The sequence below is a fragment of the Streptococcus sanguinis genome, assembly GCF_019929225.1.
In the GTDB taxonomy this organism is placed as follows: domain Bacteria; phylum Bacillota; class Bacilli; order Lactobacillales; family Streptococcaceae; genus Streptococcus; species Streptococcus sanguinis_J.
Window position 1 is genome coordinate 754,231 of record NZ_JAHZPA010000001.1, and the last position, 19,958, is coordinate 774,188.

The following is a 19,958-nucleotide window of genomic DNA, read 5'->3' on the forward strand; positions in this document are numbered from 1 at the left end:
AACAGGATACTTTTTTCGGTTGACAAATATATGTGATGTATATTACAATGTAGTTGTCCTACAATATGACACATATTTCATAATTTTGGAGGTAAATATGGTGAAATGGATTTACTCCTTCGAGGAAGGATGTGCAGATGACAAAGCTCTGCTTGGCGGAAAAGGAGCCAACCTAGCTGAAATGACCAATTTGGGACTGCCTGTCCCTCCAGGTTTTACTATTACCACAGAAAGCTGTATCGAATATTTAGAAAACCCTTATTTCTTTGAATCTTCTTTAAAAGAAGATATTTTGAAAGCGGTTACTGATTTAGAAGAGAAAACAGGTAAATATTTCAGCGGCAACGACTCTGCCTTGCTCTTAGTGTCTGTTCGAAGCGGAGCCAAGTTTTCCATGCCGGGCATGATGGACACTATTCTCAATCTAGGTCTGAACGATTTAAGAACCCAGACTCTGGCTGAGCAGACCAATGCTGACTTTGCCTACAACTGCTACCGCCGTCTGCTGCAAATGTTTGCTGATGTCGTTTATGGTATCTCCAAGGACGAGTTCGATGACCTCTTGGGCTATTTCGAAAAGAATGCTGGCAAACAGGCCAAGGATTTCACACTGGAAGAGCATCAAGCATTAATTGAGCAATATAAGCAGCTTTACCGCGAGCATCATCAAACCTTTCCCCAAAGTTCGAAAGAACAGCTCTACGCTGCTATCAAGGCAGTCTTCAAGTCTTGGAATAACCCTAGAGCTAAGGTTTACCGCAACTTGAATGATATTCCTCATGATTTGGGAACAGCGGTAAATGTCCAAGCCATGGTCTTTGGCAATAGCGACCAGTCCAGTGGTACAGGAGTCGTCTTTACTAGAAACCCAGCCAGTGGTGAGCATCAGCTATTTGGCGAATTTTTGCTCAATGCACAAGGAGAGGATGTCGTAGCCGGCATTCGAACTCCTGAGCCTATCGCTGCACTTGAGACAGCTCTCCCTCAGGCCTATGCAGCCTTCCAAGACTATGCTAAGATTCTCAAAAATCACTACAAGGACATGCAAGATATCGAATTTACCATAGAAAAGGGTAAACTCTATATCCTCCAAACTAGAAACGGTAAACGGACCGCCAAAGCATCTTTGAAAATCGCCTTAGATCTGGTAGACGAGGGCATTATCAGCAAAAAAGAAGCTCTCCAACGCGTATCTCCTGCTACGATTAGCCAGCTCATCCATCCTGTATTTGAAGAAAAAGCTCTGCAAGATGCTCCTTTCTTGGCTCAAGGACTGCCAGCCAGTCCTGGTGCGGCAACTGGCGAGATTGTCTTTACAGCTGAGCGCGCCAAAGACTACCACTCCTTGGGCAAAAAGGTCATTTTAGTCCGTCAGGAAACATCACCCGAAGACATTGAGGGCATGGTTGTCAGCCAAGCCATCGTAACCAGTCAGGGCGGTATGACCTCTCACGCAGCTGTCGTAGCTCGGGGAATGGGAACCTGCTGTGTGGCTGGCTGTGGAGAGCTGACCATCAGCGAGGAAAGCAAAATTGTTTCCTGCGGAAGTCTTGTTTTGAATGAGGGTGATATCATTTCAGTTGATGGCAGCTCTGGGCGCATTTATAGCGGTGAGATTCCGACCGTCCTTGTCGAAAATGACAAAGAACTCCAACGACTGCTTTCATGGGCAGACGAAGTCGCACAGCTCAAAGTCCGTGCCAACGCGGAGACCGTTCAAGATCTAAAAACAGCTATTAAGTTTGGGGCAAAGGGCATTGGTCTAGCTCGTACCGAACACATGTTCTTTGGTCAGGAACGGATTCTGGAAATGCGGCGCCTGATTCTGGCCGACAATGAATTGGAAACCAGATCCGCCCTCAAAAAACTACTGGAGTTCCAAGAAAAAGACTTCTATCAAATGTTCCAAGCAGTTCAGGACAAACCTATGATTATCCGTCTTTTGGATCCACCAATGCATGAATTTCTACCTAAAGATTCACAGGAAATCAAGGCTTTGGCTGACAAACTACACAAATCGCCAGAAAAACTGACTAGCCGCATTGAACAGCTGCAAGAAAGCAATCCAATGCTAGGCCACCGCGGCTGCCGTCTGGGTATCACGCAACCAGAGATTTACAAGATGCAGGTCGAAGCCGTCTTCAAGAGTGCTATAAAGCTGAATCAGGAAGGATTGACCGTCAAGCCGGAAATCATGATTCCGCTGATTGCAGACAAGGCTGAGCTGGACTCTGTCAAAGCCTTTCTCACCCAACATATCAACAAGCTCTTTAGGCATCAAGGTCATGAACCTTTCCCTTATGAAATTGGCACCATGATTGAACTTCCACGTGCCTGTCTGGTTGCAGACCAGCTGGCTCAGGAAGCAGACTTCTTCAGCTTTGGTACTAACGACCTGACCCAGATGACCTATGGGTTCTCACGGGATGATATTGGAAAATTCATCGGCCATTATAAGGAGAAAGAAATCCTTCCTTTTGATCCTTTCCAAAGTGTTGACCAGGACGGCGTTGGTGAATTGATGCGGATGGCCATCAGCAAGAGCCGTCAAGTCAAGCCCGACCTTCCTATCGGCATCTGCGGTGAGGTCGGTGGCGATCCGGCTTCCATCCCCTTCTTCCAAGAAATTGGCGTCACCTACGTCTCCTGCTCTCCTTATCGGGTTCCAGCAGCAAGACTAGCTGTCGCTCAAGCGGCACTCCAAGATAAGAAGGCGTAATTACTTTACTATTCTAGCTCAAGAAGCTGCTCAATCCAAATTTGAGCAGCTTCTTTCCTTAACAGCAACCTTCTGTGTGCGTTTTCATAGATAAAAATTTGATTTTTTTAAGACATTTTCAGATAAAAAACGTATAATGAGAGATAAGAAATCATTGAAATTTTAAAAGGAGATTCTTTCGAGCATGGAAAACTATTCTCGCAGCAATAAAAATAAAACAAAATCATCTAAAAAACCTACTAAACAGCATATTAAAACTGGCCTTTCAGCCTTCCAAAAGACTATTGCAACGGTTGCCAGTATCTTGTCCATCATCATTGCCAGCATCACGATCATGAATCTGACCGGCCAAAAGGATGAAAAATCAAAAACTGATACCAGCAGCTCTACTGCAACAACTACCATCATCAAGGAAATCGAAAAAGAAACAAGCAGCCCTGCTTCAACGGCTGCAACTGATACTGCTGCTTCCAGCAGCGATGCAGCATCCGTTGAAACTAGTGCATCTAGCTCTGCGGCAGATACAGCAGCAGGCGACACTACCGCTTCTAGCCAGAGTCAAGATACTGCAACCAATACTCAGACAGAAGCTTCAAACTAAGCAAGCAGAAAACGCCCAGCTCATTGAGCCAGGCGTTTTTCTTGTATTCATCAAGCAACCTTGCTTTACATCACTTCCGATACATCTTGACTTGAAGATAGAGGTCGTTGTAGGTTCCCAACCATTTAGGGCCCAACTGCTCATAAACTTCCAGATGTTTCATCGTTTCCTCAGTCGGATAAAAAGCCTCATCTTCCTGAATTTCCTTAGGCAACATGGCCTTGGCAGGAAGATTTGGTGTCGAATAGCCGACATAAAGAGCATTTTTATAAGCATTTTCCGGTCTCAGCATAAAGTTAATAAACTGATAGGCCGCTTTTTTATTTTTGACCGTTTTGGGAATGACAATATTGTCAAACCAAAGATTGCTGGCTTCTGTAGGCACGACATAGCGCAAGTCTTCATTGGCCTCCAGCATCTGCCGAGCCTCGCCAGAAAAGGTCACACCGATAGCAGCATTGTTCTGAATCATATAACCTTTCATCTCATCAGCCACAATGGCCTTGATATTTGGTGTCAAAGTATAGAGCTTGTCGACAGCCTCCTGCAGCTGATTAGCATCTTTGGAGTTGAGACTATGACCGTCTGAGTTCAGACCAAGTCCCATGACTTCACGAGCTCCATCAATCATCATAATAGAGTTTTTGTATTCAGGACGCCAGAGGTCATTCCAATGCTCAGGAACTTTATCAACCATTTTTTCATTATAGACAATACCCAGAGTTCCCCAAAAATAAGGAATCGAGTATTGATTTCCAGGATCGAAAGGCTGGTCTAAAAAGTCAGATCCGATATTTTCCAAACCTTTAATCTGGCTATGATCTAGCTTCTCTACCAAGCCTTCTTTCATCATCTTGGCAATCATATATTCACTGGGAATAGCAATGTCGTAGGTTGTGCCGCCCTGCTTCACTTTTGTATACATGGCTTCATTGGAGTCAAAGGTATCGTACTGGATTTGGACACCAGTTTCCTTAGTAAACTCAGTCAGAAGTTCAGGATCGATATAGTCACCCCAGTTGTAAATGACCAGCTTATCGCTCTCCTTGCTCTGCGTCCGACTTTCAATCTGGTAACTGACACCCCACAAGACTAAGATAATCAGCAGAATCCCCGCTAAAAATGAATAGAGTTTTCTCATACAGTCTCCTCCTTCTCACGGGTGATAAAGTAATACCCAATTACCAAAGCAATGCTGAAGAGAAAGACCAAGGCTGACAGGGCATTGATTTCCAGAGAAATTCCCTGACGAGCGCGGGAGTATATCTCAACAGACAGAGTCGAGAAGCCATTGCCTGTAACGAAGAAGGTCACTGCAAAGTCATCTAGCGAGTAGGTAAAGGCCATGAAGTAGCCAGCGATGATGGCTGGAGTCAGATAAGGCAGCATGATTTCTTTCAGCATTTGTAATTGGCTGGCGCCTAAGTCATAGGCAGCCTTAATCATATCATCATTCATTTCCTTCAGACGCGGAAGAATCATCAGCACCACAATCGGAATGGAAAAGGCCACATGGCTAGCCAGCACAGAGAGAAAGCCCAGCTGGAATTTTGCAGTGGTAAAGAGAATCAGAAAACTGGCCCCAATCATGACATCCGGTGCTACCATGAGGATATTGTTGATAGACAGAAAGGCATCCTGATATTTCTTGCGGGCTTGATAAATATAGATGGCTCCAAAAGTTCCAATCAGCGTCGCAATCAGTGATGACAGGAAAGCCAGAAAGAAAGTCTGAACCAAAATCAAAATCAGACGTGAATCCTCAAAGAGATTCTGGAAATGACTGAGACTGAATCCTGTAAAGCGATTCATGTCTTCCCCTGCATTAAAGGCATAAGCAATCAGGTAAAAGATGGGGATATAGAGCACCAAAAAGACAAAGGCCAGATAGAGATTTGCAATTTTTTTCATCGCCCTCTCCTTTCCTTGGTTGCCCACATGGTAAAGAGCATGGCAACAATCAGCACCACTCCGATAGTAGAGCCCATGCCCCAATTTTGAGTAGTCAGGAAGTGCTGCTCAATAGCAGTTCCCAGAGTAATTACTCGATTACCGCCGATTAAGCGAGTCAGCATGAAGAGACTGAGACTAGGGATAAAGACTGACTGCACTCCACTTCTGACACCATTCAAGGACAAAGGGAAAACGACACGAAGGAAAGTCTCCCAGCGATTAGCTCCCAAGTCATAGCTGGCATTGATAAGATTAGGATCCAAATCATCCAGAACATTGAAAATGGGCAGAATCATAAAAGGCAGCTCGATGTAGCTGGCTACAAAGATAAATGAAAAGTCCGTAAAGAGAATCTGCTGCGGTCCTACTCCGATAAAAGTCAGAAATTGATTGATTGAGCCATTCTGACCGAAAATACCAATGAAAGCATAAGCTTTGAGCAGGAGATTGATCCAGGTCGGCAAGACAATCAGCATCAGCCAGAGCTGCTTGTGCTTGAGCTGAGTCAAAAAGAATGCAGTCGGATAGGAAATCAGCAGTGTTACAACAGTAATAATCCCTGCATAAAGAACCGAATTCAGACTCATCTTGAGATAGGTCCAGTTCTGCGATGTGAAGTAGGCCTGATAATTTTCCAGCGTAAACTGGCCTTCAATGTTGAAGAAGGACTTCCAGATAATCATGACAACAGGTGCCAAGACAAAGAGGAAAATCCAGAGCAGGTAGGGCAAGAGAAAAAGATTAGAGGTTGTTTTCTTCATCGCGTTCCTCCTCAATAGCATTGATCAGACCCGCTTCCTGCTCTTCTACTTCAACATATTCTTCGATACGGGCATCGAACTCTTCTTCAGTTTCATTGAGACGCATGATATGGATATCCTCTGGCTCGAAATGCAGACCAATTTCTTCTCCGACAATGGCCTTGCGAGTTGAGTGAATCATCCATTCATTGCCCAGTTCATCATAAGCGATAATCTCATAGTGAACGCCGCGGAAAAGCTGGGTATCAACTTTAACCTGCAGCTTGCCTTCTTCTGGCAGAGTAATCCGCAAATCCTCCGGCCGAATCACCACCTCGACAGCTTCATTTGGGCGCATCCCACCATCCACTGCTTCAAAGCGCTTGCCGTTAAACTCAACCAGATAGTCTTCAATCATCTTACCTGGCAGAATATTGGACTCGCCAATGAAGGTTGCAACAAAATGATTAATAGGCTCGTCATAAATATCGACAGGCGTCCCCGACTGAACAATCTCACCGTCATTCATAACGAAAATCCAGTCACTCATAGCCAGGGCTTCCTCTTGGTCGTGCGTGACAAATACAAAGGTAATACCTAGACGCTGCTGCAATTCCCGCAGCTCATACTGCATATCTGTACGCAGCTTCAAATCCAGAGCAGACAGGGGCTCATCCAGCAAAACAACCCGCGGCTGATTAATGATTGCCCGCGCGATGGCTACACGCTGGCGCTGACCGCCCGACAGTTTGCGAATAGAACGGCGCTCAAAACCTTCCAGCTGAACCATTTTCAGCACTTCTGCAACTCGCTCTTGAATTTCTTTTTTATCAACCTTGCGCAGACGCAGCGGAAAGGCCACATTTTCAAAAACATTCATATGCGGAAACAGTGCATAGGACTGAAAAACCGTGTGGACGTCTCGTTTATTAGTTGGAATATCATTGATGCGGACGCCATCAAGAAAAATATCCCCGTCCGTCGCGTCCAAAAGACCGGCAATAATGTTCAGAATCGTTGATTTTCCTGAACCAGAAGACCCCAGCAAAGTATAGAACTTTCCTTCTTCCAGCTCGAAATTAATATCTTTCAGAACGACAGTATTATTATCTTCAAAAACTTTTGAAACGTTTTTAAACTCGATGATTGGTTTTTTCAATTGTCATAAATTCCTTCTTTCTCGTATTAACAGATTAAGGGTTCTGTCAGACCGCTGCTACCTCGTGAGGGCTGTAAAGGCCCTTTATAAATTCCGTGTCGATAGGCTTTCACCCCCTTACTAAGTTGCAGCCAGCTGCAGTTCCTTATCCAGCATACTTCTACTGGGAATCATATCTGTTTTACAGAGATTCACCAATGATGCGGACTTCGCGCTCCAGAGTAATACCTGAATTTTCCCGCACCCTTTCAATCACATGAGCGATAAGATTTTCGTAATCTTGAGCCGTTCCTTTATCGACGTTAATCATAAAGCCGGCATGCTTCTCAGATACCTCTACACCACCGATCCGATGACCTTTGAGTCCTGCTTCACTAATGAGCTGACCAGCAAAGTGACCCAAAGGACGCTTGAAAACAGAGCCACAGGATGGATATTCCAAAGGCTGCTTGAGCTCCCGCAGATGGGTTAAGCGCTCCATTTCCTGACGAATTGTTCTGTGAACACCAGGCGAAAGAGCAAACTTAGCAGAAATAACAATGTCGCCTGTTTCCTGAACCAGTGAGTGACGATAGCCAAACTTCATATCCCGAACATCCAGCGTTTTGACTTGCCCCTGAGGAGTCAGTACCTTGCAAGATACCAAAACATGAGCAATTTCGCCGCCATAAGCCCCAGCGTTCATAAAGACAGCTCCGCCGACGCTGCCTGGAATACCACAGGCAAACTCAAAGCCAGTCAGACTATTCTGCAGGGCGATATGAGTAGTCTGAATCAGATTAGCTCCAGCCTCTGCCTCAATCATATAGCCATCTACTGCTACATTGTTGAGCTTGTCAAACATAATCACGAAACCTCGGATACCGCCATCTCGCACAATGATATTACTGGCATTTCCCAGCACCATCCAAGGAATGTCTTCTTGATTAGCAAAATTGACAATACGAGCCAGCTCATAACGATTACGAGGGAAAACTAAGAAATCGGCTGCGCCCCCGACCTTTGTATAAGTGTATTGGCTCAAAGGCTCATTGAAGCGAATGTCGATTCCTTCTAATTCAGTTTTTAATTTCTCTAGTTTTTGCATGATTTTCTCTCTTTTATGTAAACAAAATACACTCTATTATATCAAAAATCTATAGCATTTACGATAGATTACAAAGAAAAAGCTGAGAAAGGTCAGCTTTTTATTGATTATAATTGCCTAGTAGCAAAACGCTGTGTTTGACTAGAAAGAGCATTCCTGATGGCGCCGAAAGCTCCAGCTCCAGTGAAAACATAGAGCAAGATTAGATTAAACCAATAGTTATCTGGGATGATTCCATTAAAAATTGATTCGTTGACAACTGAAAAGGCATCAAATATATTCACATCTGGATATTCTCGAACAAGTAACAAAGCATAGTCAAACTGATTGACTAAGAAAGTCACCAAGACCATAAACACGATACTAATAGCAATACCTGCTTTAGATAGCTTTTTGCCCAGCAACTCATACCCTTTGATAGTACAGTAACCCATGGCCAACCCTCCAGCAACAGCCACATAGTTCATCTGCGCAATCAACAAGATCACCGCTCCTCCAATGACACTTCCGACAAAAGCACCGACAATACCACCAACGATACTTTCTTTTTGATTATCATAGGTCTGATTTTCCAGCGAAAGACCTGAACTCAGACTTTCAAAGCTTTGTCGTGACAAAATCAGGATATTTCCTCCCAATTGATAGACATCAATCTGTCCAGGCTCACCACTCTGTTCACAAACATTTACAAAGCCTCTTTCCTTGAAAAAGACAAGTGCTTCTTGAACAGCTTGCGCAAGATCTTGATTGGTTTTGGCTTTAGCATAAAGTACTAGCTTGTAGTGATTCAGTTGGCTACTGGTTAGAACCTCTGAGTTTTTAATCAAATCATCAAAGGCATTTGGCGCAGTAAAAGCATCACCAGCCTTAACAGAAAAACAAATCCTATATTGCTTTCTTTGCTCTGTGGGCTCAATATAGAGCGTGTAACCTTCTATCTGTCCGAAGACAAGAGACGAAAATTCATCAAACTGTAAGCCTAGCTCACTCGCCAGAGCCTGTAATTCTAAATGATCCATAAAGTGAATTATCCTCCTTTAAGCTAGACCCATTATAGCACAGTTAGGTATAAAAAGATAGGGATATCAACTCCTTCTATTGTGTACGCGTTCCTAGAAAAGAAAAAAGAGGCTCATAGAAAACCTCTTGATGATTTATCTTTCTACCCGGACACCCTCAGTATCCACCTGAAGCCGGAAGATTTGCCCCTTGAAATTCTGTTTTTGCAGAAGCTGATAAATCTTCTCTGTCTTGTGCTTAGGCGATAAGACCATAACAGTCGGTCCCGCTCCTGAGATATAGGTTGCATAAGAGCCATTTTTTCTGGCTAAGAACTTAATATCTGAAAATTCCTTGATTAAAGGTTGACGGTATTTTTCGTGGAACAAATCAGACTCGATAGCCCGACCAGCGATTTTCATATCACCTTTTAAAAGAGCTGCAATCGCAACATTGGCAATGGAGCTAGCTGCAACAGCTTCCTTGTAAGAAAGCCGATTTGGTAAGACTTGGCGGCTCTCAACCGTCCGAAGCTCATAGTCTGGGATATAGGCGATGAAGTCTGCGTCCGGAAAGTCCGCTACCACAGCAGACACCTGATTTCTAGATGAGCTAGATACGACCAAATTACCATAAATCGCTGGCGCAACATTGTCAGGATGACCTTCAATCTTTGTAGCAATTTTTAGCTTCTGATAATCCGACAAATTAAGGTGAGCTAGCTGGTTTGCCAATTCAATCCCAGCCACAATGACTGAGCTAGAAGATCCAAGCCCGCGAGCCAATGGAATATCACTGGTCATTTTTAAACGACGCGGCTGAATATCTGGAGCTAACTGCAGGGCAATCTTAACCAGTAAATTACGCCGATCCTTAGGAATTCTCGGATTGAGGTCGTGCTCAATCACCCACTCCTGACTTTCTTCCAAGACTTCAATTTCCAGATATTTTGACAAGGCTAACCCAACGGAGTCAAAGCCAGGACCGATATTGGCACTGGTCGCTGGTACAATAATTTTCATCTTAATCTCCTAATACTTTGAAGGTATTGAGCAAGTCAAACTCAGCAACTTCTTTGAGCTTAGTAGTGACATTTTCCAGCTGTGTCTTGCTGACAGCATGGGTAATAATCACCACGCGAGCCTTCTCACCATCTGTACCTTCCTGCAGAATCTGCTTAAAGGAAATATCCTCAGCATTGAAAATCTCTGCCAAATGCAGAACTTGACCTTTAGAGTCAGGTGCCAAGATAGAGAAGTAATAGCTGCTCTTCACATCTTCTGGCTTAGCTAGCACAAGCTCACGGCTGAATTCATTAAAGGCCTTGCCAACTGTTCCATCATTCAAACGGCGACTGATGCGGACAATATCTGCCACAACACTAGTTGCAGTTGGTTTTTGACCAGCTCCCGGTCCGTAGTACATAGACTCTCCGATACCGATGGATTCGACAAAGACGGCGTTCATCACCCCATTAACACTAGCCAGCGGATGCGCTTTTGGCAGAAAAGTTGGAGCTACTTCTGCTGCAATCCCCGATGCTGTTTCTTCGATAGAACCTACCAGCTTGACTACATAGCCCAGATCTTGAGCAACAGCCACATCCTCTGGTGTGATATTTCGAATTCCCTGATGGCCCACATCTTCAAATTTAACATTCATACCAAAGGCGAACTGGGTAAGAATCACCATCTTGTAAGCCGCATCAATGCCATCTACGTCATTGGTTGGGTCGCTTTCAGCAAAGCCAAGGCGTTGTGCTTCAGCAAGAGCGTCTTCATAAGACCAACCCTCTTCCACCATCTTGGTCATCATAAAGTTAGAGGTCCCATTAACCACACCCAAGATACGAGTGATTTTGTCAGAAGCCAATGAATTAACCAAGGTACGGAGGATTGGAATTCCACCGGCAACAGCTGCTTCATAATAGAGAGCTACATTTTGCTTTTGAGCAATTTCCAGCAACTCTGCTCCGTGAACAGCCAGCAAGTCCTTATTGGCCGTTACCACATGTTTGCCAGCTTCAAGTGCACGAGTGATAAACGTTTTCGCTGGCTCGATTCGTCCCATCAATTCTACAACGATAGTAATCTCAGGATCCTTCAGAATTTCTTCAACATTTGTGACAAAGTTAAAGTTATTTCCAGCTGCTAAATGATGCTCTTTTTCAGCATCATCTTTTACCAAGACTTTAGCAACCTCTATCTCTGAATGAGCTGCTTGAACGATTTTTTCTCCGTTTTCTTTCAGCAAAAAAGGCACACCGCTGGCCACTGTTCCAAAACCAAGTAAAGCTATTTTAATAGACATGAAGCACTCCTTGAAAATTTCTTGTATAAAAAATATTATAACAAAATTATATAAAAATGCCTACAAAACTACTTCTTTATTTGTTATAATAGATGTAAATTTCCGCAAGGAATTGTAATTTTTTTAAAAAAGGAGATATTATGACAGGAAAACATAGAGGAAATCGCATGCAGCAACGCAAAGCTAGGAAAAGAGCTATTTTGCTTTCTTTAACAAGTTTATTACTTTTTCTTGTCCTGATTGTAGGTGGCTTTTCTTTACTAGCCAAGCTACAGAACTCGCACAACCAAAAAGAAGCTAATAACGTGTCAACGAACCAAGTCAATACTTCATCTAAAACTTCGTCAGCACCGACTCGGGAAAAAAAGACGACTTCGGATGACAGTAGCAAAGACAAGATCAAATGGGTTAAGCAAGACCAACCAGTTCAAGTACCTATCTTGATGTATCATGCTATTCACATCATGGATCCATCAGAAGCAGCTAACGCCGGTTTGATTGTGGACCCAGCCACATTTGAAAGTCATCTGAAAGCCTTGAAAGACGCAGGCTACTATCCACTAACACCAGCAGAAGCATACAAGGTACTGACGGAAAATGTCCTACCAGAAAACAAAAAAGTCGTCTGGCTGACCTTCGATGATAGTTTAAGGGATTTCTATACTAATGCCTTTCCACTTCTCCAGAAATATGACATGAAAGCAACCAATAATGTCATTACTGGATTTGTTCAAGCGGGTCGTGAAGATATGCTGACGCTAGATGAGATAAAGGAAATGAAGGACAAAGGCATGTCTTTTGAAGATCACACCGTCAACCATCCTGACCTCTCAGCGACTGCAGAAGACCAACAAAAAATTGAGTTAAAAGACTCCAAGTCTTACTTGGACAAAGAACTGTCTCAAACCACAACAACCGTTGCCTATCCATCTGGACGATACAGTGATGCAACCTTGCAGATTGCTGAAAGCCTTGGTTATAAAATGGGACTGACAACCAATAACGGACTAGCTTCCTTATCTAATGGCTTGCTCACACTTAACCGAGTACGCGTTAATCCAACCACCACTGCAGAAGACCTGCTAAATGAAATCGCAACAAACTAATCTTAAAAAGCCTGCTTCACCTGAAGCAGGCTTTTTCTATTCCTATGATTATAGCTTCTTTCAAACACCAAAAACACCAGCTCCAAAGAACTGGTGTAAAGGTTTATTTAGACTTGATATAGTTGATACCATCCGCTTTCGGAGCAACAGCTTTACCAAAGAATGCCGCAAGGACTACAATCGTCAATACATATGGCGCAATCTGTAGATAAACCGTTGGAACACTTGAAAGCAATGGCAACTGGTTCCCGATAACCGCCAAACTTTGGGAAGCTCCAAAGAAGAGACTCGCCAGCATAGCTCCGATAGGACTCCATTTACCAAAAATCATAGCTGCCAAGGCGATAAATCCTGGACCTACGATAGTTGTCACAGCAAAGTTAACCGAGATTGACTGAGCATAAATAGCTCCACCAATACCACCGAGCAGACCAGAGATCATGACACCGCAATAACGCATGAGATAAACATTGATTCCCAAGGTATCTGCCGCCTGCGGATGCTCTCCGACTGAGCGAAGACGCAGTCCGAATTTGGTCTTAAACATGATAAACCAAGCAAGGAAAGAGAAAGCAATAGCAAGGTAACCAACCAAGCTTGTATGCTTGAAGAAAATGTCTCCCAAGACTGGAATATCAGACAGAACAGGGAAATTAAACTTCCCGAATGAACGCTGAATGTTATCTGTTTGTCCCTTGTTATAAATAGCTTTAACAAGGAAAATTGCCAAGGCTGGCGCCAGCAAGTTCAGCACTGTACCACTCACAACGTGGTCCGCACGGAAGGTAATGGTCGCAACAGCATGGATAAGAGAGAAGACAACTCCGACCAAACCAGCAGCAATCAATGAAAGCCACGGAGTCGCACTACCAAAACTCTTCTCGAAAGTCAGGTTAAAGAGAACGCCTGTAAAAGCCCCCATAACCATGATTCCTTCCAAGCCGACATTAACCACACCAGCGTGTTCAGAGTAAGCCCCGCCAATACTTGTGAAAATCAAGGGAGCCGCATAAATCAGCATAGATGATACTAATAAACTTAATACCGTTACAATATTCATCCTAGTTTCCCTCCTTCACTTTTTTAGCTTCTTGGCGACGATTTTTAAGGAAATCAAAGATAGTCATACCTGTCATACGCTCAATCAGATAGTGGGCGCTGACAAAGAAGATAATAGAAGCTGTTACGATGTTTACAAGTTCTGTTGGAATCTGAGCCACGTTCATACCTGGAGCACCAACACTCAGAACCGCAAAGAGGAAGGCTGCAAAGAGGATTCCAATTGGAGAATTGGCTGCCAAGAGACTTACCGCCATACCATTGAAACCAACACTCAAGGAACTTCCTTGAACAAAGACATTCTGATAAGTTCCAAGTCCTTCTACTACTCCTCCAAGTCCTGCAAGAGCACCTGAAATAATCATAGATACGATAATAGTACGCTTAGATGACATCCCTGCATATTCAGATGCATTTGGATTAAGCCCTACAGCACGAATTTCAAAACCAAGTGTTGTTTTCTTAAGCAAATACCAAATAACCACTACTGCAATCAAGGCAAAGAAGATACCGATATTCATACGAGAGTTAGATGTAAGACTTCTCAACCACTCTGTTTGATAAATCGCATTTGCACTGACACGCTTACTAGAGTCAACACTCTGCATCACAGATTCTGGGAAACTATGAATAAGGGCATTTCCAACAAAAAGAACAATATAGTTCATCATAATGGTTACGATGACTTCACTCGTTCCCAGATAAGCACGCAGAATTCCTGGAATAGATCCGATAATACCACCAGCTACTGCTGCAATGACTACAGTCGCCAATAACATCAGTGGACGAGGTAAATTTGGGAAGGAAAGTGCAAACCAGCCAGCCATAATCCAGCCGGCCAAAGCCTGTCCTGGAAGCCCAACATTAAAGAATCCAGCACGGCTAGCTACAGCAAAGCCCAAACCAATGAGAATCAGAGGTCCCATCGCACGAGAAATCTCACCCAAACTTCTCAAAGAACCAAAAGCTGTTTTAAAGAGGGATTCATACCCCCAGATAGCATCATAACCAAAGATGGCCATGACAACCGCTCCCAATAAAATCCCTAGAAGAACTGAGATTAAAGGAACTGCAATCTGTTGTGTTTTTTTAGACATTTGAAGCTCCCTTCTGAATCTTACCACCGGCCATGAGAATACCAAGCTCTTGCTTATTAGTTTCCTCTGGAGTTACAATTCCCTGAATCTTACCATCGTGGATAACGGCGATTCTATCAGAAACATTGAGGATTTCGTCTAGCTCAAAGCTAACAACGAGGACAGCCTTGCCTTGAGTCCGCGCTTCAATCAAGCGTTTATGAATGTATTCAATAGCTCCCACGTCAAGTCCGCGAGTTGGCTGACTGACAATCAGAAGGTCTGGATCACGGTCCACTTCCCGAGCAATGATAGCTTTCTGTTGGTTTCCTCCTGAAAGAGCTGAAGCAGGTACATATTCACTAGCCGCCCGAACATCAAATTCATCCATCAACTTGCGTGCGTAAGAATAAATGTTACCGTAGTTCAGGATTCCATTTTTACTGAGCGGTTCTTTATAGTAAGTCTGCAGAGCAATATTTTCAGAAATGGACATTGCCAGGACCAAACCATCACGGTGACGGTCTTCAGGAACATGGCTGACTTTCATTTCAGTTATCTGCCGCGGCTGCTTACCAATAATAGACTGGTTCTTAATTGTAATCTCGCCAGAGCTAGCCTTTCTAAGACCTGTAATAGCCTGAATCAGCTCAGTTTGACCATTGCCGTCAATCCCAGCAATACCAACAATCTCACCAGCACGGACATCAAGAGAAAGGCCCTTAACAGCCGGAACACCACGGTTTTCTTCAACAACAAGATCTTTAATTGATAAGACAGTTTCTTGAGGATTAGCAGGCTCTTTCGCAGTCTTGAAGGAAACAGCACGTCCCACCATCATTTCGGCCAAATCTTGGTTAGTTGCACCAGCGATTTCAACTGTTTCAATGGATTTTCCGCGACGAATAACCGTTACTCGGTCAGAAACTGCCCGAATCTCATCCAACTTGTGAGTGATAAGAATGATAGACTTTCCTTCTTTGACCAGATTCTTCATGATTTTCATCAATTCATCGATCTCAGCTGGCGTCAGAACGGCTGTCGGCTCGTCAAAGATGAGAATGTCCGCCCCACGATAAAGAGTTTTCAGAATCTCAACCCGCTGCTGGGCACCGACAGAAATATCTTCAATCTTAGCAGATGGATCAACTGCCAAGCCGTATTTCTCAGAAAGTTCCTTAATTTCTTTAGTGGCACCTTTCAAGTCCAACACACCATTTTTTGTGATTTCACTTCCAAGGATGATATTTTCAGCGACAGTAAATGCTTCAACAAGCATAAAGTGCTGGTGCACCATCCCGATACCAAGTGAGGCCGCCTTTGATGGAGAGTCCAGTTTAACTGACTTTCCATTCACTACAATCTCACCGCTGGTCGGCTCAAGCAGGCCAGCCAGCATATTCATCAAGGTTGACTTGCCGGCACCATTTTCTCCCAAAAGAGCGTGAATTTCACCTTTTCTGAGTTCCAAATTGATTTTATCATTGGCAACAAATTCACCAAAAATCTTGGTAATTTCTCGCATTTCAATGACATTTTCATGTGTCATGGCTCTTTCCTTTCCAGAATTTCATTTTATTTCAATAAAATTTACTAGCACAGCCAGTGCTAATAAATTCTATTGACACAAAGGCGTCTCAATTTCAAAAAGAAGCGACCCTACACGGTCGGATCGCTCTTAAATTGTTTTATTTGTCAGGAACAGTGATGCTGCCGTCAAGGATTTTTGCTTTCGCTTCTTCAACGGCTTTTTTCGCATCTTCTGACAGGTTTGTAGTTGTCAAGTCAACTCCACCGTCTTTCAGACCGAAGGTTGTAGTTTTACCGCCTGGGAATTTACCTTTAGCAGTTTGGTTAGCAATGTCTTGGACAGTCTTACCAACTTGTTTCAAGCTTGATGCCAAAACAAAGTTAGATTCTTTACCATCTTTAGACTTGTATTTACCTTCTTCAGTTTGATCACGGTCAACACCGAGTACCCAAACTTTTTCATCTTCATTTCTTGTTTCGTTGATTGACTTAGCTTCGTTAAATACTCCAGCACCAGTTCCACCAGCAACTTGGTAAACCACGTCTGCACCTGCAGCATATTGAGCAGCAGCAATTGTTTTACCTTTAGCAGCATCACCAAATGAGCCAGCATAGTCTACTTGAATCTTGATCGACGGGTCAACTGATTTCACGCCAGCTTCGAAACCTTTTTCAAAACGTGTGATAACAGCGCCTTCTATACCACCTATGAAACCAACTTGTTTTGTCTTAGTAGTTTTTGCAGCAGCAACACCAGCAAGGTAAGCAGCTTCATTGTCAGCAAAAATAGCTGAAGCAACATTCTCTTTTCCTTCGATAACATCATCGACAATAACATAATTGATGTCTGTGTTATCTTGGGCAGCAGATTCAACCGCATCACGAAGGGCAAATCCGATACCATATACTAAATTATAACCATCCGTAGCAGCTTGGTTCAGGTTATTCGCATATTGAGACTCATCATTAGACTGATAGTAAGTAAAACCGTTATCTTTAGAAAGACCGTTTTCTTTACCCCAAGCTTGCAAACCTTCCCATGCAGACTGGTTAAATGACTTATCATCAACACCGCCAGTATCAGTTACGATAGCAGCCTTCAAATCAGTTTTCGCGTTTGAAGAATCTGAGCGAGAAGCACGGTTTCCACATGCAGCAAGTCCGAATGCTGCGACAGTTACTAGACCAAGACCTAGCCATTGTTTTTTGTTCATTTCTGAACCTCCTAAATAAGATGTGCAACACAGTTGCAAGTTTGAGTTTGGTCAGATGACCAATAACAGACTTATGTTAAATCTGTAAAAGAATATGGAAGTAATTCCTTGACCGTCATCACGACCGTCGATTTATCTTTAGCGACCAAGGTCACTTTTAGATCCTCAGCAAAAAATTCTGCCATTACTTGGCGGCAGGCACCACAGGGGGAAATAGGTTTTTCCGTCTCACCATAAACAATCAGCTCCTCGAAGTCTAAAGTTCCTTCTGAAACTGCCTTAAATATAGCTGTCCGCTCTCCGCAGTTAGTCAAGCCAAAACTGGCATTTTCAACATTAACGCCGGTAAAAACCCGTCCGTCTTTAGCGACTAAAACCGCTCCAATCGGGAAATGAGAATAGGGAACATAAGCATTTTTGCTTGCTTGGACAGCCAAGTCAATCAACTCAGTAGTCGCCACTAGCTTCTTCTCCCTTCATAATCGCCACACCGGCTGAAGTTCCGATCCGAGTCGCACCTGCTTCAATAAAGGCCAGCGCATCTTCATAAGAACGAGCACCGCCAGAAGCCTTGACCCCCATATCAGGACCAACTGTTTTTCTTATAAGGGCAACATCTTCGACTGTTGCACCACCAGTTGAAAATCCCGTAGAAGTCTTAACAAAATCAGCTCCAGCTTTCTGAGCCAGTTGGCAGGCCTTAACCTTTTCCTCATCTGTCAGCAGGCAAGTTTCCAGAATCACCTTGACCAAGGTACCGTTAGCAGCTTCTACAACCGCACGGATGTCTCGCTCTACCAAATCATAATTTTTAGACTTCAGAGCGCCGACATTGATGACCATATCCACTTCGCCCGCACCCTTTTGGATGGCGTCCTTGGTTTCAAAAGCTTTCACATCGGAAGTGTTGGCTCCTAAAGGAAAACCAATTGGCACACAAACCTTGACATCTGAGCCTTTTAGCTGCTCCGCAGCAAACTCTATCCAGGTTGGATTGACACAGATACTGGCAAAATCATAAACTTTTGCTTCTTCAATTAACTTCAGAATCTGCTCTTCTGACGCTTCTGGTTTTAAAAGCGTATGGTCTATGTATTTGTTTAATTTCATGTTGACTTCTCCTAGAATTAAGCAATAACCTCGATAATCTCGCTTACTGCAACGCTTTCATCACCTATTTTAACATTTTTTTGAAATTCTGTAACTAGTTCTTGAGAAATTTTTTCATTTGAATAAATTTTTGCGAAAACTTCTCCAATTTCGACCTTGTCTCCGACTTTCTTTTCGAAAACAATTCCAGTTTCATAATCCAAGTCGTCAGATTTGACCGCGCGTCCTGCTCCAAGTCTCATGGCAAAGAGTCCGAATTCCATTGCAGGCAGTTCAGTGATATAGCCTGCCTGTTCTGCTTTCACTTCTATAATATGAGCTGCACTTGATGGACGATAGAGGTCTTCCAAGTCACCTCCTTGAGCAGCAATCATAGCTTCAAATTTCTTCAAAGCAGCACCGTTGGTCAGCTGTTCTCTTACTTCTTCCACCGTTTTCTCAACGTCTGCCAGTCCGAGCATAATCTGAGCCAACTCACAAATGAAAGTTGTGATGTCTTCACGGCCCTTGCCCTGCAAGATTTCCAAGGCTTCTATGATTTCCAGACGATTGCCAATGCTGGTTCCCAAAGGCTGACTCATATCTGTCAGAACAGCTACTGTTTTTCTGCCGACAGCCTTGCCCAAATCTACCATAGTACGTGCTAGTACACGAGCGTCATCAATATTTTTCATAAAGGCGCCTTCACCGACCGTTACATCCAGAAGGATACTATCGGCACCAGCCGCAATCTTCTTACTCATAACAGAGCTCGCTATCAGCGGAATTGTATCAACAGTTGCTGTTACATCTCGCAAAGCATAGAGCAACTTATCCGCTAGCACCAACTGATCAGACTGACCGATTACTGACAAGCCGATTTCCTGCACCTGCTTGATAAAGTCTTCCTGACTGCGCTCTACCTGAAATCCTTTAATGGATTCCAATTTATCAATGGTTCCACCAGTATGACCCAGACCGCGGCCGCTCATTTTAGCAACAGGCACACCAAAGCTAGCCACCAAAGGTACCAAGACCAGAGTTACTTTATCACCCACTCCTCCGGTGGAATGTTTGTCTACTTTTATACCTGCGATTTCTGACAAGTCAAACTGCTCTCCAGTTCCAACCATGGTCATGGTTAAATCCGAAATTTCCCGAGTCATCATGCCCTTAAAATAGACAGCCATCGCAAAGGCTGCCATCTGATAGTCTGGCACAGTCCCATCCACATAGCCCTCAATCAGCCACTGGATTTCCTGACTGGTCAGTTCAAGACCATCTCTTTTCTTTTGGATAATATCTACAGCACGCAT

18 protein-coding genes are annotated in these 19,958 nt (G+C 43.6%); 3 read left to right on the forward strand and 15 right to left on the reverse strand.

What is annotated here, in order from left to right; translation table 11 throughout:
* Positions 1 to 97 precede the first annotated feature (97 nt).
* Both ppdK and K1I80_RS03795 read left to right on the forward strand, forming a co-directional pair.
* Positions 98 to 2,719 carry a pyruvate, phosphate dikinase gene (gene ppdK / locus K1I80_RS03790; RefSeq protein WP_223312835.1) on the forward strand — a complete coding sequence of 874 codons (2,622 nt, stop codon included), beginning with the start codon at positions 98 to 100 and terminating at the stop codon, positions 2,717 to 2,719.
* 184 nt (positions 2,720 to 2,903) lie between these two features.
* A complete protein-coding gene (locus K1I80_RS03795; RefSeq protein WP_125435481.1) occupies positions 2,904 to 3,320 on the forward strand; it encodes a DUF6556 family protein in 417 nt (138 codons plus the stop codon).
* A 70-nt stretch (positions 3,321 to 3,390) separates the two neighbouring features.
* Here K1I80_RS03795 and K1I80_RS03800 read toward each other — a convergent pair whose 3' ends face one another.
* The 8 genes from K1I80_RS03800 to K1I80_RS03835 form a co-directional block, all read right to left on the reverse strand.
* Positions 3,391 to 4,461 carry an ABC transporter substrate-binding protein gene (locus tag K1I80_RS03800; protein WP_223312834.1) on the reverse strand — a complete coding sequence of 357 codons (1,071 nt, stop codon included), beginning with the start codon at positions 4,459 to 4,461 and terminating at the stop codon, positions 3,391 to 3,393.
* Positions 4,458 to 5,231, reverse strand: coding sequence for an ABC transporter permease (locus tag K1I80_RS03805; protein WP_002900472.1), 774 nt, complete (start codon positions 5,229 to 5,231; stop codon positions 4,458 to 4,460). Before K1I80_RS03805 ends, K1I80_RS03800 begins: the two co-directional genes overlap by 4 nt.
* Positions 5,228 to 6,034 carry an ABC transporter permease gene (locus K1I80_RS03810; RefSeq protein WP_223312833.1) on the reverse strand — a complete coding sequence of 269 codons (807 nt, stop codon included), beginning with the start codon at positions 6,032 to 6,034 and terminating at the stop codon, positions 5,228 to 5,230. The genes K1I80_RS03805 and K1I80_RS03810 overlap by 4 nt, the downstream gene beginning before the upstream one ends.
* Positions 6,015 to 7,172 (reverse strand): ABC transporter ATP-binding protein, encoded by a 1,158-nt coding sequence (locus tag K1I80_RS03815; protein WP_002906676.1) that lies wholly within the window; start codon positions 7,170 to 7,172, stop codon positions 6,015 to 6,017. The genes K1I80_RS03810 and K1I80_RS03815 overlap by 20 nt, the downstream gene beginning before the upstream one ends.
* 181 nt (positions 7,173 to 7,353) lie before the next feature.
* Complete coding sequence (murB, locus tag K1I80_RS03820; protein WP_002895636.1) at positions 7,354 to 8,259, reverse strand: UDP-N-acetylmuramate dehydrogenase; 906 nt, start codon at positions 8,257 to 8,259, stop codon at positions 7,354 to 7,356.
* Positions 8,260 to 8,366: 107 nt separating this feature from the next.
* Positions 8,367 to 9,278: a hypothetical protein gene (locus K1I80_RS03825; RefSeq protein WP_223312832.1), complete on the reverse strand. Its 912-nt coding sequence runs from the start codon at positions 9,276 to 9,278 to the stop codon at positions 8,367 to 8,369.
* A gap of 135 nt (positions 9,279 to 9,413) precedes the next feature.
* Positions 9,414 to 10,280: a homoserine kinase gene (gene thrB / locus K1I80_RS03830; RefSeq protein WP_223312831.1), complete on the reverse strand. Its 867-nt coding sequence runs from the start codon at positions 10,278 to 10,280 to the stop codon at positions 9,414 to 9,416.
* A gap of 1 nt (position 10,281) precedes the next feature.
* Complete coding sequence (locus K1I80_RS03835) at positions 10,282 to 11,568, reverse strand: homoserine dehydrogenase (RefSeq protein ID WP_223311346.1); 1,287 nt, start codon at positions 11,566 to 11,568, stop codon at positions 10,282 to 10,284.
* A gap of 140 nt (positions 11,569 to 11,708) precedes the next feature.
* Here K1I80_RS03835 and K1I80_RS03840 point away from each other — a divergent pair, with 140 nt between their 5' ends.
* A complete protein-coding gene (locus K1I80_RS03840; RefSeq protein WP_223311345.1) occupies positions 11,709 to 12,674 on the forward strand; it encodes a polysaccharide deacetylase family protein in 966 nt (321 codons plus the stop codon).
* Between the two features lie 103 nt (positions 12,675 to 12,777).
* On the opposite strand, the gene K1I80_RS03845 is transcribed toward K1I80_RS03840, so the two are convergent.
* The 7 genes from K1I80_RS03845 to K1I80_RS03875 form a co-directional block, all read right to left on the reverse strand.
* Positions 12,778 to 13,734 (reverse strand): ABC transporter permease, encoded by a 957-nt coding sequence (locus K1I80_RS03845; protein ID WP_223312830.1) that lies wholly within the window; start codon positions 13,732 to 13,734, stop codon positions 12,778 to 12,780.
* Position 13,735: 1 nt separating this feature from the next.
* A complete protein-coding gene (locus K1I80_RS03850) occupies positions 13,736 to 14,830 on the reverse strand; it encodes an ABC transporter permease (RefSeq protein WP_223312829.1) in 1,095 nt (364 codons plus the stop codon).
* On the reverse strand, positions 14,823 to 16,358 hold the full coding sequence (locus K1I80_RS03855) for an ABC transporter ATP-binding protein (protein ID WP_223312828.1): 1,536 nt from the start codon (positions 16,356 to 16,358) through the stop codon (positions 14,823 to 14,825). The genes K1I80_RS03850 and K1I80_RS03855 overlap by 8 nt, the downstream gene beginning before the upstream one ends.
* Positions 16,359 to 16,497: 139 nt before the next feature.
* Positions 16,498 to 17,553: a BMP family lipoprotein gene (locus K1I80_RS03860; RefSeq protein ID WP_002897688.1), complete on the reverse strand. Its 1,056-nt coding sequence runs from the start codon at positions 17,551 to 17,553 to the stop codon at positions 16,498 to 16,500.
* 71 nt (positions 17,554 to 17,624) lie between these two features.
* Positions 17,625 to 18,014 carry a cytidine deaminase gene (locus K1I80_RS03865; RefSeq protein ID WP_223312827.1) on the reverse strand — a complete coding sequence of 130 codons (390 nt, stop codon included), beginning with the start codon at positions 18,012 to 18,014 and terminating at the stop codon, positions 17,625 to 17,627.
* Positions 18,001 to 18,663, reverse strand: a complete 663-nt coding sequence (gene deoC / locus K1I80_RS03870) for a deoxyribose-phosphate aldolase (protein ID WP_223312826.1) — start codon at positions 18,661 to 18,663, stop codon at positions 18,001 to 18,003. Before deoC ends, K1I80_RS03865 begins: the two co-directional genes overlap by 14 nt.
* A 17-nt stretch (positions 18,664 to 18,680) precedes the next feature.
* On the reverse strand, positions 18,681 to 19,958 hold the full coding sequence (locus K1I80_RS03875) for a pyrimidine-nucleoside phosphorylase (RefSeq protein ID WP_223312825.1): 1,278 nt from the start codon (positions 19,956 to 19,958) through the stop codon (positions 18,681 to 18,683).